The sequence below is a fragment of the Thalassolituus sp. UBA675 genome (assembly GCF_002297765.1).
Taxonomy (GTDB): Bacteria; Pseudomonadota; Gammaproteobacteria; order Pseudomonadales; family Oceanobacteraceae; genus Thalassolituus.
In genome coordinates this window covers 141,073-155,907 of the sequence record NZ_DBNJ01000026.1, presented here as the reverse complement: position 1 = coordinate 155,907, position 14,835 = coordinate 141,073, and the positions used below count along the sequence as shown (strand labels likewise).

Below are 14,835 nucleotides of genomic sequence, written 5' to 3'. Positions count from 1 at the left end.
TCCGAAGACCATTCAATTCATCAGACAGCTCGATTCATGCGTATAATCCGACGCCTCTGACGGCGCGCTGTAGCGTCTATCACTCTCTATATAGTGTCAGTCGGGCTTAGCTCAAGGGCACGGCTTACTGTTCTGGATGTTATGACCTCAAACTTGCGACAAGCGGCTTTATTTCTGATCGGCGGAGAGGCTCTGCTGGCCATCATGGGTGCGTTGATTAAGTACCTCTCAGAAAGCCTGTCGACAGAACAGATCGTGTTCTTCCGCAACGCGGCTGGCCTGATCATTCTGATGCCTTTGATTCTGCGGCAAGGCACCACGTTGCTGAAGACCTCAGTCTGGCACTGGCACCTGATGCGCGGGCTGGTCGGCGTCAGCGCCATGTACTGTTATTTCTGGGCGCTCGGACACATGCCCCTGACTGAGGCATTTCTGGTGAAACTCTCCAGCCCCTTCTTTATGCCACTCATCGGCTTATTGTGGCTTGGCGAGCGCGCAGGTAAGTACAGCATAGCCGCTGTATTTGTCGGCTTTGCAGGTGTTGCCTGTATTCTCAGACCCGACGACAGCGCATTTACTTTTATTGCACTGGTCGCCCTGCTCGGTGCTTTTCTCGCTGCCCTGGCCAAAGTCACGATTCGACGCATGTCTGAAACTGAATCCAGTCAGACGATCGTGTTCTACTTTGGCGTCATTGCGGCCCTAGTCAGTGCCCCCGGGGCAGCCGTGACCTGGCAACCTGTGTCAGCGGACCTATGGGGCTGGATACTTCTTCTCGGCCTTGTGGCCACGCTCGGCCAATTGGCCCTGACCCGAGCCTACCGCACGGCGCCCACAGGTAAGGTGGGGGTTTATGCCTACAGCGCTGTTCTCTATGGCGCGTTGATGGGCTGGCTTATCTGGGATGAGATCCCGATGTGGACGACCTGGCTGGGCGCCTCGTTAATCATTGCCGCGGGCTTCATCAATCTCTATAAGCCATCCAAGAAAGCCTGATCTTCAGTTGGCAGAATCTGGCTTTTATTATTTCCTTTTGTTTAACTATAAGTGGATTATTTCAATCATTCCCTACTTTAAGGAAAAGCCAGACCGCTTTTCATTGGGGAAAGAGTTCAGCCAGACAACCAGAAAGGACAGCCCATGTCGCGCGTCGATCCGTTACAAACCTTTGTCTCGGTGGTCAGATCCCGAAACTTTTCTAGTGCGGCAGAATCTCTTGGCGTAACCCCTTCGGCCGTCAGTAAGCAGATCAGCGCTCTGGAAGAACGCCTTGGCGTCCGCCTGCTAAACCGGACTACCCGCTCGGTCAGCCCGACGGAGGCCGGCCAGATGTTCTACCAGCATTGCGAGAACATTCTCGATTCCATCACCGAAGCCGAAAAGCTGGTAACGGACTTCGACGATACGCCCAAAGGCCGGCTACGCATTACCGCGATGTCGAACTTCGGGCGCAAGGAGCTGGCTCGTATATTCAGCGATTTTTCTGATAAGTACCCGGATGTGAGCTTTGACCTTCACATATCGGACCGACCACTGGATATCGTGAAAGAAGGGTATGATTTTGCGCTGCGCATCGGCTCACTGGAAGATTCCCGCCTGATCGCTAAGCCAGTGGCTGAGCAACGCATCGTTATCTGCGCCTCTCCGGCTTACCTCGAAAGGTGGGGCACGCCGACCACGCTAGAAGAAGTGATAAGTCATCGTATTCTGGTGGTGGCGAACGCCGAGTACGCGCGGATCAACTGGCTACGCCAGTTCGAGAAAGAAAACAACTTCACCCTGGCCAATATCGAACGCAAACTCACAGTGAACGACATTGACCTGATCTACGAGGCTTGCCTGGCTGGTATGGGGATTACTGCCCTACCGACCTACGTGGCAGAGCGTCATATCCGCAATGGTGAATTAGTCCGCCTGTTCAGCGACATGGAAATCCCGGTGCGCACTATCAAGGTAGTGTTCCCCCAGAATCGCTATCTGGCGAACAAAAGCCGCGCTTTCCTGGACTTCCTCACGGCCTACTTTAACAACGGGTAATACTATTCAGTGACGGGAGTGACGTCAGGAGCACAGCGCTCATAAAATACCGGGGGAACCCGGCTGATGCGACGCTCATCAAAGTCAAAGAAAACGATACCCGTCTTTGCCTTGGCCACGACTTTGTTCTGACTCTCATTGACGACAAGGTAAACGAAATCACAGCCGTATTTGTTGAAATCAGTGATCCCGACCTTGAAAGTCAGGCGATCCGCCACAAATGATTCAGAAACGAAGCTCACAACGATGTCAGTCACCATCAGGCCAACACCGCCGATATTGAACTCACTGAAATCGTAGTTATGCAGATACCGCAGGCGCGCTTCGTGGAGCAGCGATATCATTCGGTCATTTCCCAGGTGATTACCGTAATTGATGTCCGATACCCGAACCGTAAGGTGTGTAGAAAAGGTAAAAACGTCGGGCAATTCAAGATTAACGCGTGCCACTGATGGCTCCTGTTGTCTTATATGAGTTACAAATTCGGCGTGAACCCGACGCTTCTTCACAAAACAACGGGGATTTACGTTGGTATCAGGCTCTCTGTTAGGGTCTACTATTAAGTATTAACGCATGTCCGGGCCTGACTGGACGAACGGCGCACATGGTAGCGGCGCTGACTCATAAAGACAATCGCAGGAAACAAAGGATCAGGTAAAGCTATGATGCATACCGGCAAACGCCTTCTTCTCTCAGCCATCGCTGTCGTACTCACCCTCGCGGGCATCAGTGCGAATGCGACGATTCCTGAGATAAAACCCGGCACCCCGTTTACTCCACTGGAGCCAACGCGGGAAGAAGCGATCACAACACAGCAGATCATGAGCAACCTGCTGCGCGGGCATTACGAGCGTAAGCGCCTGAATAACGATCTTTCGTCGGAAGTCCTGAACACCCTGCTGGATGACCTCGATGGCACCCACAGCTATTTCCTGGCGTCTGATATCGAAGAGTTTGAGCAATTCCGTAATCACCTGGATGAAGCTCTCAGCCGTGGAGATATGAAGCCTGCGTTCTACATCTACAATCGCTTCCAGCAACGCGTCAGTGAGCGCCTGTCCTTCATGCTAAATGAGCTGGAGAAGAAAGCGAAAGATTATGATTTTAACGGTAAAGAAGTTCTGGAGTTGGATCGTGAAGAGACTCCGTGGGCATCTACCAAAGCAGAACTCAACCAGCTCTGGCGTAAGCGCCTGAAGAACTCAATGCTGAACCTGCGCCTGGCAGGCAAAGAGGATGAAGATATCCTCGAGCTGCTCACCAAGCGCTATCAGAATCAGCTCAACCGAGTGCATCAAAGCCGTCCGGTTGACGCGTATCAGACCTTCATGAACGCGGTTACCCGTACCTTTGATCCACACACCCAGTATTTCTCGCCACGTAACTCTGAGAACTTCAACATCAATATGAGTCTGTCGCTGCAGGGCATAGGCGCAGTTCTGCAGACAGAAGACGAGCACACCAAAGTGGTTCGCCTGGTACCGGGTGGCCCAGCCTCCAAAGCAGGCAACCTTGAACCGGAAGACAAGATCATCGGCGTTGCTCAGGGCGATGAGGACATGGTCGATGTGATCGGCTGGCGCCTTGATGAAGTCGTGGACCTGATCCGCGGGCCAAAAAGCTCGACAGTCCGCCTTGAGATCCTCAGCGGTGCCGTCGCCACTGCAGAGCCGAAAACGATTTCGATCGTCCGTGACGAGGTAAAACTGGAAGAACAGTCTGCGCAGAAAGAAGTGATCGAGATCCAGGACGGAAAAGAAACCCGCCGCATCGGTGTTATCGATATTCCGACCTTCTACATCGACTTCGAAGGCCGGATGAATAACCTGCCTGATTACCGCAGCACGACCCGCGACGTACGCCGTCTGGTCAATGAGCTTCTGGACGAAAAAATCGATGGTCTGATCATCGACCTTCGCAGTAATGGTGGTGGTTCACTGGAAGAAGCAATTAACCTGACAGGTCTGTTTATTCCGACCGGCCCAGTGGTTCAGGTACGCGGAGCACGCGGTGATGTCGATGTTCTGCGTGACCGCGACCCCGAAGTTCTTTATGCCGGCCCAATGACGGTACTGGTCAATCGTTTAAGCGCATCTGCCTCTGAGATTTTTGCCGGTGCTATTCAGGATTACGGCAGAGGCCTGGTCATCGGTGGGCAGACCTTTGGTAAGGGGACGGTTCAATCACTGCGCCCACTCACCGAGGGCCAGCTGAAGATCACCCAGGCGAAATTTTACCGTGTGTCAGGCGACAGCACCCAGAACCAGGGCGTGATACCGGACATTATGTTCCCTTCGCTCTTTGATAAAGACAAAATCGGTGAGAGTGCGCTTGAGAAGGCACTCCCTTGGGATACCATCAAGCCCGCACGCGAGACCAAGAGCAACCCAGTGCGCAGCAAACTCTCACGCCTGAAAGAACTGCATGAGGAACGTATTAGCGACAACCCGGACTTTATCTTCGTCCGCGAGCAAAAAGCCTTAGTCTCTGAAATGCGGGATAAAACCCAGGTTTCTCTTAACGAAGAAGAACGCAAAGCAGAGCGGGAAGAGAACGACCGCCGACGCCTGGCACTTGAGAACAAACGCCGCAAAGCGAAGGGCATGCCCGAGCTGGCTTCACTCGATGATCCAGAAGAAGACGAAAAGTCTGAAGAAGGTGAAGAAAAAGCTAAGTCGGACGACAAGGACGATGAAGAGCCTGACGCTATGCTGATTGAGACTGGCAATATCCTGCTCGATTACATGCGCATGTCATCCCCTGGGATGACTGCTCTGCGTTAAGTCACTCAGGCAATCAATAAAAACGGCGACCTCAGGTCGCCGTTTTTGTATCTCTCGTAATAACCTCAACCTGCTATCAGCAATTACCAGCCGAGCTCAGACTTCACAAAAGGAATCGTCAGTTTTCGCTTCTCTTTCAACGATGCCTGATCCAGTTGATCAAGTATCTGACACAGCCCTGCCATATCTCGCGGACCGCGGTTCATAATAAACACTGCAACATCATCAAGAAGATCAAAACCACGCTGACGAGCCCGTAGAATCAGAGCCTGTACCTTCTCTTCGTCCGATAGGGTCTCAACCTGATAGGTGATCCCCCAGCTAAGTCGGGATACGAGATCCGGTAGTTTACCGCCTGCTTGCGACGGTGGAGCACTCGCGCCAATCAGCAGGTGGCTCTGGCGGTCGCGTATGCGGTTGTAGAGGTGAAAAAGCGCTTCTTCCCACTCCGCATCCCCCATGACTTCCTGCAGGTCGTCAATGGCGACCAGAGGCAGCTGGTCGACACCTTCGAGCATTCCCGGACCTATGTCTTTAAGCTCTGTAAGAGGAAGGTACATGCTTTGATGTCCGATCCCTTCTGCGTAATGGCACGCTGCCTGTAGAAGGTGACTGACTCCAGAGCCGGTAGCGCCCCACAGATAAATAAACGGCTCACCGGCGGTCGTCCACTGCCCCTGCAGTGCATCCCGGACCTGTTGGTTCACTCCGGGGTAAAAATTCGCGAACCGGGCGTCATCTCTGAGTGCGACCTGTAACGTCAGCTGAGATGGCTCGTTGTTACGGACTTCAGCGCTGCCAGACATAGGCGACGCCCTCCTCGTTTGCCGTAATCTTCTTATCAAGTGCCATACTATCAAGCACCTGTGACCAGCTAGAGGTCAGGTCAAGCGCAAGAGTGACCTCATCCCGGTCAGACGCCACGACCACAACATCCCTGACGGCGACATTCGCGCTCAGGTACTCGAGCAACGCCCGGTAATCAGCAAAGGTCGTCACACCAGTGACGCGAATCAATTCACTGTTATCTATTCCGGTGAGAGGAATGACCGCGTAGCGCTCTGACAGCTTTTCAGCGATCTCACCTGCAACGCCTGATGCCAGCAATTCAGGAGTGTCGGCCTGTACTGACAGGGAATGACGAATATCTGCATGATTGATATAGCCAGTGAAACTGAACGAACTACCGAGGGCCATGATACGCCCTGCGACATAGCCATCACTGGAGTAACGCGCGGCTGCGGAATTGATGTCTTCTTCAAAAAGCCCCCAGAGGCTGGCAACAGGCAGAGCCATCTGATCTTCGAGATCCCAGGCCGGGAACATCCAGGGCAAGCCGCGGCTACGCATGGCATCATCGAATGCTGACTTCCACTGACTTTCTTCTGGCCCAACGACCGTACGCCCATCATCTGAGTTCACCGCCAGCCATATCTGGGTGCGTGGGCGTGAGCTACCCCACACAGGCGCTGCCGCCCGCTCGAGTAACTTCTGCATCGGCCCGGCCATGAATGTGACGCTGAGCAACAGCTGCTCTTCACTGCCACGCTCATAACGCAGGCTACTCATATAACTCTGTGCATTGCCCTGTTCGCCCATTAAAACCGGGTTCTCGAGCACCTGTTCAGTCCCCGAAAGGCGCACTAACATGCGCTGAAAAGCACCGCCGATCGCATCACTGCGGCTTTCTTCTGTCTGATCTGCAACAGGAACCGCAACATCATAGAGGTTATTAACTGTCGCGGCGGAAGCTGAAACGCTTATGCAAAATATTGTTAGGAATGTCAGAAGACGCACTACTATTCCTCAGTCTTTCGTGTCCGCGGCTATTGTGCCACGAAGCCCGCCGATAAACAGTCTGCAGTTTGTTTTTATTTGCGGGATGCAGGATGGCAGACAAATCGTTAGAATACGCGCCTTTCATAAGCCACTACCTGTGACAGACGGCATGAGTGATCAAAAATCCCTGAGCTACAAAGACGCAGGCGTCGATATCGACGCTGGTAACGCACTGGTTGACCGCATCAAAGGCGTCGCCAAACGCACTCGCAGACCGGAGGTCATGGCTGGCCTTGGCGGCTTCGGTGCCCTCTTCGAGCTACCACAGGGCTATCGTCAGCCTGTGCTGGTCTCCGGAACCGATGGCGTGGGCACGAAACTGCGCCTTGCCATGGACCTTAACAAGCATGACACCATCGGTATCGATCTGGTTGCCATGTGTGTTAACGACCTCGTTGTCGCAGGTGCAGAGCCTCTGTTCTTCCTCGACTACTATGCAACCGGCAAACTGAACGTCGACGTCGCCGCTGCTGTGGTCGAAGGCATTGGTGAGGGCTGCGCCCAGGCTGGAGCGTCTCTGGTAGGCGGCGAGACTGCTGAGATGCCAGGCATGTATGAAGGCGAAGACTACGATCTTGCTGGCTTCTGCGTCGGTATCGCCGAAAAAGACGATCTGATTGACGGCACCAAGGTGCAGGCAGGCGATAAGCTGATCGCCCTTGCATCCAGTGGCCCTCACTCAAACGGTTATTCTCTGATCCGTAAGATCATTGAAGTATCAGGTGCCGATCTGGCAGCTGACCTCGACGGCCAGCCTGTTGCTGATGCTCTGATGGCGCCAACAAAGATTTACGTTAAATCTCTTCTCAAGCTGATCAATGCTTCAGACGTCCACGCTCTGTCCCATATCACCGGCGGTGGTTTCCAGGAAAACATTCCGCGCGTTCTGCCAGAAGGTACCAAGGCTGTCATTGATACCAATAGCTGGCAATGGCCTGAAGTTTTCACCTGGTTGCAGAGTAACGGCAACGTGGAAACCCGCGAGATGTTCCGAACCTTTAACTGTGGTGTCGGCATGATCATCGCGCTGCCAGAAGAGAAAGCAGACGCAGCCATCGCTCTTCTCAACGCTGAAGGTGAACAGTCGTGGATCATCGGTGAAATCCAGGAACTCAATGGCGATGAAGACGCTGTTCAGTTCACAGGAAACCGTGCATGAACGACGTAACGTCACGCTATCCTACTGGAGAAGTAGAAAAGCCACGCATCGTTATTCTGATTTCAGGCAGTGGCAGCAATATGCTGACCATTGCCGATCAGGTGTTGAGTGGCGCAATCGATGCAGAAATCGCTGGCGTGATTTGTAACGAACCTGAGGCCGCGGGTGTGCAGAAAGCCCGCGACCGCGACCTGGACGTGAGTGTCATCGATCACCGTGGCTTCACCTCCAGAGAAGAGTTTGACGTCGCTCTGATGCGCACCATCGACGACTACCAACCTGACCTGGTCGTTCTCGCGGGCTTTATGAGAATCCTCACTCCCGATCTTGTGCGCCGCTATGAGGGCCGAATGCTCAATATTCACCCTTCTCTGCTGCCTAAATATCAGGGATTGCACACCCACCGCCGGGCACTCGAAGCTGGCGATGACCTGCATGGCGTAACGGTGCACTTTGTGACTGAAGTACTGGATGACGGCCCCAACGTTATTCAGGCGGTCGTGCCGGTAATGGACGGCGATACCGAAGAAACTCTTCGGAAACGCGTCCAGCTGCAAGAGCATATTATCTATCCCATCGCTGTAAAATGGTTTGTCGAAGGCCGACTGGAGATGGTGTCAGGCCTCGCTACCTTCGATGGCAAACCAATGCCAGACACAGGTGTGAAACTGGAAGGATAATCCGAGGTCTCATAAGAGACCTTTCAACGACAGGACGGCACCATGATTCAAGGCCTACTCCGCAAGCAGCTGACCAGCATTCTGGTCGCCGTATGTGCCACCATCACACCTAATTCTGCAGTATCAGATGAATCCGAAGCTCAGACTCCCCAAACACTAACGCCCTATTCTGTTGAGTACACAAGTGAATACCGTATTGGGTGGTTCAGCTTCGATATCGACGCAACACGTACACTGGAACAACGCTCAGATAACCTTTGGCGGGTAGACTTTGATGCAGAGGCAAGCATTGCATCACTGCGGGAGACCAGTGATTTCATCTACAAAGACAATCAGATTATACCCGTCAACTACAGCTATCGTGCCTCGGGGATGATCGACGAACCCGACCGCACCCTGCACTTTGTTGCAGATGCCGAAAGCATTGAAGACCTGGAGAAAGACCGGAAACGTGATGATCACTGGCAGGAAGGCATTCAGGACAACCTGACTTACATGCTGCAAGCTAGCATAGAGGTAGCGAAAGGTAATACAGACTTCACCTTACCCGTTTTTGAAAAATCAAAAACGAAGCCCTTCCGCTTCCGCGTAGTTGGAAAAGAAGAAATTAAAATCAAAGCGGGAACATTCGACGCGATTAAGATTGAGCAGGTTCGCGACAGTAAAAAACGTGAAGTGTATGCCTGGCTGGCCGATTCCCCTGGCTACCCACTGATCCGCTTGCGTGATAAAAAAGACGGTAAGCTCCGCTACCAGATTCAAGCGACTAAAGTACATTACCCGCAGCACCAGGCTGAACTTTCAGACGACAGTGCGCAATAACGAGGCCAAACAATGAGACTCAGCGATGTAGACATCGAACAGAAAATTGCCTCTGGCGATATCATCATCGACCCACCACCCGGGCATGATGCAATTGCTGGAATCAGTGTCGACCTGCGCCTGGATCACCGTTTTCGAGTTTTTAATAACAACTCGGTCACCCACCTGGACCTGTCCGGAGACCGCGATCAGCTCAATCGCGATATAGATCGTATCATGAGTAAAGAGATCGAAATTCCGAAGGATGAAGCTCTCTATATCCATCCTGGCGAGCTGATTCTGGGCGCCACTATGGAGTCGGTCAGTATTCCGGACAACCTCGTTGGCTGGCTCGATGGCCGCTCTTCACTCGCACGCCTCGGCCTGATGGTCCACGTAACCGCTGGCCGGATTGATCCAGGCTGGGAGGGACAGATCGTTCTCGAATTTTATAACAACGGCAAGCTCCCGCTCGCCCTCAGACCAGAAATGGTGATCTGTGCTATGTCCTTCGAGACCTTGAGCAGTCCGGCTGAACGACCTTACAACAAACGAGAGAATGCAAAATATCGCGGCCAGAAAGGTGCGGTGTTTTCACGAATAGCGAAGGATTGATATGAGTAAAACAATTCTGGTCACCGGTGGTGCTGGCTATATTGGAAGTCACACCTGCGTTGAACTGATCGAAGCCGGCTACAATGTGGTCGTTATCGACAACCTGAGCAATAGCTCACCTGAAGCCCTCAACCGTGTAGAAAAAATCACCGGAACAACGCCTGTTTTCATTGAAGGTGATGTTCGTGATCCGGCTTTGTTAGCAAGTATCTTCAGCCAACACAGCATTGCGGCAGTCATTCACTTCGCTGGCCTGAAGGCCGTTGGGGAAAGCTGCCAGATGCCATTGGCATACTATGACAACAACCTTGGTAGCACTATCACTCTATGCCAGGAAATGGAGAAAGCCGGTGTAAAAAACCTAGTCTTCAGCTCCTCAGCAACAGTGTATGGCGATCCAGAGAAGCTTCCATTAACGGAAGACATGCCCTTGTCGGCGACCAACCCCTATGGACGCTCAAAGCTCATCATCGAAGAGATGCTCCGCGACCTGCCTGAAGCCGACCGTCTCAGTAATGCTGAACAACCATGGGCCGTTATCCTGCTCAGATACTTCAACCCTGTCGGAGCACATAAATCAGGGTTAATTGGCGAAGACCCGAAAGATATTCCCAATAATCTGATGCCTTACATTTCGCAGGTAGCGGTCGGCAGAAGAGAAAAACTCTCGGTGTTTGGCGACGACTACGACACCATCGACGGGACAGGAGTACGTGATTACATTCACGTCGTGGATCTTGCAAAAGGTCACGTGAAGGCCGTTGATAACTTACTCAGCAGTGAAGCTGTAACTGGCGTAGAAGCCATTAATCTGGGCACAGGCAATGGCACCAGCGTGCTGCAACTTGTGAACACATTCTCTGAAATCAACGACACGCCCGTACCGTACGAAATAGCCCCACGTCGCCCAGGAGACGTCGCAGCATGCTATGCAAACGCGACCAAGGCGAAGCAGATACTTCAATGGGAAACTGAACTCGACATCGCCGCTATGGTTAAAGACACCTGGCAGTGGCAAAGCTCTAACCCTAACGGATACTCTGAGTCATAAAAACTCTATAAAAATCATAATTTTGCGCATTATTGTATTGACAGAAAAAAAGATCCTGACATAATGCGCACCACTTGCTTGATGTTCCCCGATAGCTCAGTCGGTAGAGCAGTAGACTGTTAATCTATTGGTCGCTGGTTCAAGTCCAGCTCGGGGAGCCACTTCTTTTTCCAAGGTCGGCGGCATGGTACAAGGACACGCGATTGACAGCTCCCTGCAGCCAGCGTCACTCTCTCGAAAATCTTTCCTGATACACAGCACTACCGTCCTTCTCGGGCTATTTATTTGTGCTTCGCTTATCACATTGGGCTCAGTCCTCTTTACCGGATTAAATCTAAAAGCACCTCAGTTTCTGAACGTGCTGTGCGGATCACTGATCGGCTATCTTATTTCGAGCGTTACTCTCCATAACCTGGGCAGATTCCCCGGGAATAGACCACTGTCTTACATGATCCCGGTGCTTACGGTTTCTCTGCTATCTATTACTGCAGTTATCATATTCACGCGTATCGATTATTCGCGCTCGGTTTTACTTCTATCCCTATGTGTAGTCCCCGCTGTGACCTACGCCGAATTCAGGCTCAGGCAGCACTTGCAAACTGGGCGCTACGCAGTTATTCCATTTGGGTTCTACCAGGAATTAATCAGGCTGAATCCATCCAAGTTCTATGCACTTGAAAAGCCATCGTTTACCGCCCCTGACACGATCGGCATCATAGTGGATAGCAATGAGCAGCTCCCTGCAGAATGGCAACAATTCATTGCAGAAGAGCTCTCAAAAGACACTCCAGTAATGGATTCAGTAGCTGCCTACGAATCAATTTCAGGAAAAAGTCCTCTCGACCACTACGGTGAGCTTGCAGGACATGAGCTCCTGCCCTCGCAAGCTTACCTGACTGCGAAGCGTTTGCTTGAGTCGTCTCTCATACTAGCCACTTCACCTGTTACCGTGCCTTTCATCATCATAGTAGCCATAGCGGTAAAGTTAGAATCAAAGGGACCAGCCTTCTTTGTACAGCGTCGGGTAGGCAAAGGTGGTCGTGAGTTCAGCATGTACAAAATCCGTAGTATGCGTACTGATTCTGAAGCGAACGGTGCTCAATTCGCGGGCGAAGATGACCCACGAATTACACGCATAGGTAAATTTATACGGAAAATGCGGATTGATGAGCTTCCGCAGTTTTTGAATATCCTGAAGGGTGATATGGCTCTTATAGGCCCACGCCCCGAGCAAGCAGCTTTCGTTCAAGAGTTTGAAAAAGTCATTCCCTTGTATAGCTTCCGGCACATCGTGAGGCCAGGCATTACTGGCTGGGCACAAGTAACTCACGGCTACGCTGCTGATGAAGATGAGACGCGAGAAAAACTTGCTCACGATTTTTACTATGTAAAAAATCTGAGCATTTGGCTGGACCTAGACATCGTCTTTAAGACGATAAAGACGATGTTGACAGGGTTCGGGGCTAGATAAATGAGCAGTGATCTATGTTCTGAACTAGTATCTATTATCATGCCGACCTACAACTCGGAGCGTACTGTCAAAGAGTCGATACAATCGGTATTGGAACAGACCTACCCTAATTGGGAACTATTAATTACAGATGATCACTCAAGTGATGGAACCATCGAAGCAGTGGCATCATTTAATGACTCACGTATTAAACTATTCAGGCTAAACGAGAATAGTGGAGCTGGGGTCGCGAGAAACAACTCTATTCGAAATGCTGCCGGTCGCTATATAGCTTTTCTTGATTCAGATGACCTTTGGGACCCGAACAAGTTAAGTGATCAGATACTATTCATGCAACGAAATAACTACTATTTCACCTACACATACTACCAAAAGTTGACGAGTGGAGTACCTGGATCAATTGTCAAAGCTCCAGCGCATATCACCTACAATAAGCTATTATATTCAAACTGTATTGGCTGTTTAACTGTAGTGTACGACCAACTAAAGCTGGGCAAGAGGTACATGCCTAAGATCCGAAAACGCCAAGATATGGCACTCTGGCTTGAACTACTCAAAACTACGGAGAAAGCATTCTGCCTTCCCAAAAACTTAGCAAAGTACCGAACAGATACTGGAATGACACGCCGAAAAGTATCTGTTGTGAAAGCACAGTGGCATTTTTATCGGAATGTAGTAGGACTTTCGTTCCTTGAATCAGTTACTAAAATGATTATTTACTCAATAAAAGGATTACAAAAGAAACTTCTATAACCTCCTCTCTATCAAAATCTTAATAAGTGAAAGCAATGCTTTAAACCCAATTTTATTAATATTCTTCAGGCAGAATAATATAAATAGTGGAATATAAAAAAATCTACCAAATATATATTTAAAAGCAATCAGTCGAGACATAATTCCGACACCGGAATTTAATGACATTCCGCTGCTAATCGCTGGATGCGCGCATATTGTAATCGGCACATAAGTGACACTAGCACCTTTATCAATAATTCTAGAAAGAAATACCGGCTCATCACAACAAGGATAGCGAGCACCGGCTCCAAGATCTTCAGGAAATTTAATAGAATGCTCGATCAAAAACTCTCTTTGGCACGCTATTTCTATCGTACCTACAGATAAAATAGAAAGACGTGTGTGCCTCTTTGAGAATTCTGAGAATTCTTTCGTAAAGCCACCTTCCGTAGAAGCAACTCGAAAAGTACATGCCACTGAATTCTGCAATGCACCGACCACTATATCATACAGGTTATCGGTATAGACAACGTCATCATCGCAAAATAAAATATAATCAGAAGTTGCTAGAGTTATAGCTAAATTACGACTCTTCGTAACCCCATATGAAAATTGTTTAACATAAGTGACGTCACTCCTCTGCTGGAAAAACTTATTAACTCTATCGAATCCTTCAGATCTCATAGTTTGATGAACTATTATAATCTTCTGGCCCTCTTTATATTTAGGTAGAGTAGATATCAAGTCATATATCCGATCCTCATACGTTGAAAAGAGCAGATCTAAACAAGCCATAATTTTTCCCAATTTCACCTTAGAAGATATACAAATACAAATAGGGCTCTGAATAAGCCACAGTGCCTAAACGCCAGAAACGACAAACGTAGATTTTTATATAAAGCCCACCTTGTACTACTGCCTGACTTCCTACCAAACAACATGTAGTGACAATCGTCAATACTAGTTAGAAACTTCGAATATTTACTTAAGACAGTAGCGCTACCAGAAGATTGCAGATCAGCCATCGTACGAGAAACACTAGAATCAAGTATACGGTACTTGAACAAGATCTCTGGTGTATTCGCCATTCGAATACCAGCTGATCTTAGACGAAGCCATAATTCGTAGTCTTCATAGGAGCGACATTCGATGGCATACCTCAGGTTTGGGCCTAAAATATCACGATCAAATATTACCGATGGATGACAGAAAGAAGATCCAAACTCCAACAGCCATGAATTTAGGAAAGGTACACTTGACAGCTTTCTCACCCCAACAGGTTGATCAGCTTTGTCTATATATTCATAGCTACAGCCCACTACCCCCAGCCGATACCTATCCATTAATTGAAGTTGCTTCTCGAACCGTTCTGGTAATGAAATATCGTCGGCATCCATTCTGGCGATATATCTGTACCTGGCATGCGAAAGTCCTTCATTTAACGTCGCTATAAGGCCCCTATTTTCACGAGTGTAAAGCCTTATTCTGGGATCATCAAATTGTTTGAGAATATCAAGTGACGAATCAGACGAGCCATCATCAATACAAATCAGTTCAAAATCACGGAAAGTCTGCGATAAAATACTCTGAACTGCGCGTTCAATATAACTTTCAGCATTATATACTGGAAGGATAACTGATATGTATCTATTAGACATTTACTA

The 14,835-nt window shown here is 50.0% G+C and carries 15 protein-coding genes and 1 tRNA gene; 11 read left to right on the top strand and 5 right to left on the bottom strand.

The features are described from left to right. The first annotated feature begins 141 nt into the window (after positions 1-141). Both B3007_RS11420 and B3007_RS11415 read left to right on the top strand, forming a co-directional pair. A complete protein-coding gene (locus tag B3007_RS11420) occupies positions 142-996 on the top strand; it encodes a DMT family transporter (RefSeq protein WP_297532102.1) in 855 nt (284 codons plus the stop codon). 144 nt (positions 997-1,140) lie between these two features. After that, complete coding sequence (locus tag B3007_RS11415) at positions 1,141-2,037, top strand: LysR family transcriptional regulator (RefSeq protein WP_297532104.1); 897 nt, start codon at positions 1,141-1,143, stop codon at positions 2,035-2,037. Positions 2,038-2,039: 2 nt separating this feature from the next. Here B3007_RS11415 and B3007_RS11410 read toward each other — a convergent pair whose 3' ends face one another. Continuing rightward, a complete protein-coding gene (locus B3007_RS11410; RefSeq protein ID WP_297532106.1) occupies positions 2,040-2,486 on the bottom strand; it encodes an acyl-CoA thioesterase in 447 nt (148 codons plus the stop codon). Positions 2,487-2,699: 213 nt separating this feature from the next. Between B3007_RS11410 and B3007_RS11405 the strand changes: the two genes are divergently transcribed. After that, the gene (locus B3007_RS11405) at positions 2,700-4,820 is read left to right on the top strand and encodes a carboxy terminal-processing peptidase (RefSeq protein WP_301377466.1); all 2,121 of its coding nucleotides are present in this window, start codon (positions 2,700-2,702) and stop codon (positions 4,818-4,820) included. Positions 4,821-4,903: 83 nt separating this feature from the next. Here B3007_RS11405 and hda read toward each other — a convergent pair whose 3' ends face one another. Together hda and B3007_RS11395 are read right to left on the bottom strand one after the other, a co-directional pair. Beyond that, complete coding sequence (gene hda / locus B3007_RS11400) at positions 4,904-5,626, bottom strand: DnaA regulatory inactivator Hda (RefSeq protein ID WP_076516070.1); 723 nt, start codon at positions 5,624-5,626, stop codon at positions 4,904-4,906. Further along, on the bottom strand, positions 5,610-6,617 hold the full coding sequence (locus B3007_RS11395) for a DUF2066 domain-containing protein (RefSeq protein ID WP_301377468.1): 1,008 nt from the start codon (positions 6,615-6,617) through the stop codon (positions 5,610-5,612). Before B3007_RS11395 ends, hda begins: the two co-directional genes overlap by 17 nt. A 151-nt stretch (positions 6,618-6,768) precedes the next feature. Here B3007_RS11395 and purM point away from each other — a divergent pair, with 151 nt between their 5' ends. From purM to B3007_RS11355, 8 genes are all read left to right on the top strand, one after another. Further along, complete coding sequence (purM, locus tag B3007_RS11390) at positions 6,769-7,818, top strand: phosphoribosylformylglycinamidine cyclo-ligase (protein ID WP_301377470.1); 1,050 nt, start codon at positions 6,769-6,771, stop codon at positions 7,816-7,818. Further along, positions 7,815-8,498 (top strand): phosphoribosylglycinamide formyltransferase, encoded by a 684-nt coding sequence (purN, locus tag B3007_RS11385; protein WP_273088538.1) that lies wholly within the window; start codon positions 7,815-7,817, stop codon positions 8,496-8,498. The genes purM and purN overlap by 4 nt, the downstream gene beginning before the upstream one ends. Positions 8,499-8,540: 42 nt before the next feature. Continuing rightward, positions 8,541-9,320, top strand: coding sequence for a DUF3108 domain-containing protein (locus B3007_RS11380; RefSeq protein ID WP_301377472.1), 780 nt, complete (start codon positions 8,541-8,543; stop codon positions 9,318-9,320). A gap of 12 nt (positions 9,321-9,332) precedes the next feature. Beyond that, on the top strand, positions 9,333-9,914 hold the full coding sequence (gene dcd, locus B3007_RS11375) for a dCTP deaminase (RefSeq protein ID WP_076516062.1): 582 nt from the start codon (positions 9,333-9,335) through the stop codon (positions 9,912-9,914). A gap of 1 nt (position 9,915) precedes the next feature. Then, positions 9,916-10,965, top strand: coding sequence for a UDP-glucose 4-epimerase GalE (galE, locus tag B3007_RS11370; protein ID WP_301377473.1), 1,050 nt, complete (start codon positions 9,916-9,918; stop codon positions 10,963-10,965). An 85-nt stretch (positions 10,966-11,050) separates the two neighbouring features. Beyond that, positions 11,051-11,126, top strand: a tRNA-Asn gene (locus tag B3007_RS11365). Between the two features lie 398 nt (positions 11,127-11,524). Beyond that, the gene (locus B3007_RS11360; RefSeq protein ID WP_301377475.1) at positions 11,525-12,436 is read left to right on the top strand and encodes a sugar transferase; all 912 of its coding nucleotides are present in this window, start codon (positions 11,525-11,527) and stop codon (positions 12,434-12,436) included. Continuing rightward, complete coding sequence (locus B3007_RS11355; protein ID WP_301377477.1) at positions 12,437-13,189, top strand: glycosyltransferase family 2 protein; 753 nt, start codon at positions 12,437-12,439, stop codon at positions 13,187-13,189. Here the strand turns inward: B3007_RS11355 and B3007_RS11350 are convergent. Both B3007_RS11350 and B3007_RS11345 read right to left on the bottom strand, forming a co-directional pair. Beyond that, positions 13,184-13,966, bottom strand: coding sequence for a glycosyltransferase (locus B3007_RS11350; RefSeq protein WP_301377479.1), 783 nt, complete (start codon positions 13,964-13,966; stop codon positions 13,184-13,186). The genes B3007_RS11355 and B3007_RS11350 overlap by 6 nt on opposite strands. Positions 13,967-13,980: 14 nt before the next feature. Continuing rightward, on the bottom strand, positions 13,981-14,829 hold the full coding sequence (locus B3007_RS11345) for a glycosyltransferase (RefSeq protein ID WP_301377481.1): 849 nt from the start codon (positions 14,827-14,829) through the stop codon (positions 13,981-13,983). Between the last annotated feature and the right edge of the window lie 6 nt (positions 14,830-14,835).

Bases quoted from the DNA above. Each gene is read 5' to 3' on its own strand.
- B3007_RS11420 (WP_297532102.1), top strand. From the start codon at position 142: ATGACCTCAAACTTGCGACAAGCGGCTTTATTTCTGATCGGCGGAGAG.
- B3007_RS11415 (WP_297532104.1), top strand. From the start codon at position 1,141: ATGTCGCGCGTCGATCCGTTACAAACCTTTGTCTCGGTGGTCAGATCC.
- B3007_RS11405 (WP_301377466.1), top strand. From the start codon at position 2,700: ATGATGCATACCGGCAAACGCCTTCTTCTCTCAGCCATCGCTGTCGTA.
- hda (WP_076516070.1), bottom strand. From the start codon at position 5,626: ATGTCTGGCAGCGCTGAAGTCCGTAACAACGAGCCATCTCAGCTGACG.
- purM (WP_301377470.1), top strand. From the start codon at position 6,769: ATGAGTGATCAAAAATCCCTGAGCTACAAAGACGCAGGCGTCGATATC.
- purN (WP_273088538.1), top strand. From the start codon at position 7,815: ATGAACGACGTAACGTCACGCTATCCTACTGGAGAAGTAGAAAAGCCA.
- B3007_RS11380 (WP_301377472.1), top strand. From the start codon at position 8,541: ATGATTCAAGGCCTACTCCGCAAGCAGCTGACCAGCATTCTGGTCGCC.
- dcd (WP_076516062.1), top strand. From the start codon at position 9,333: ATGAGACTCAGCGATGTAGACATCGAACAGAAAATTGCCTCTGGCGAT.
- galE (WP_301377473.1), top strand. From the start codon at position 9,916: ATGAGTAAAACAATTCTGGTCACCGGTGGTGCTGGCTATATTGGAAGT.
- B3007_RS11355 (WP_301377477.1), top strand. From the start codon at position 12,437: ATGAGCAGTGATCTATGTTCTGAACTAGTATCTATTATCATGCCGACC.
- B3007_RS11350 (WP_301377479.1), bottom strand. From the start codon at position 13,966: ATGGCTTGTTTAGATCTGCTCTTTTCAACGTATGAGGATCGGATATAT.
- B3007_RS11345 (WP_301377481.1), bottom strand. From the start codon at position 14,829: ATGTCTAATAGATACATATCAGTTATCCTTCCAGTATATAATGCTGAA.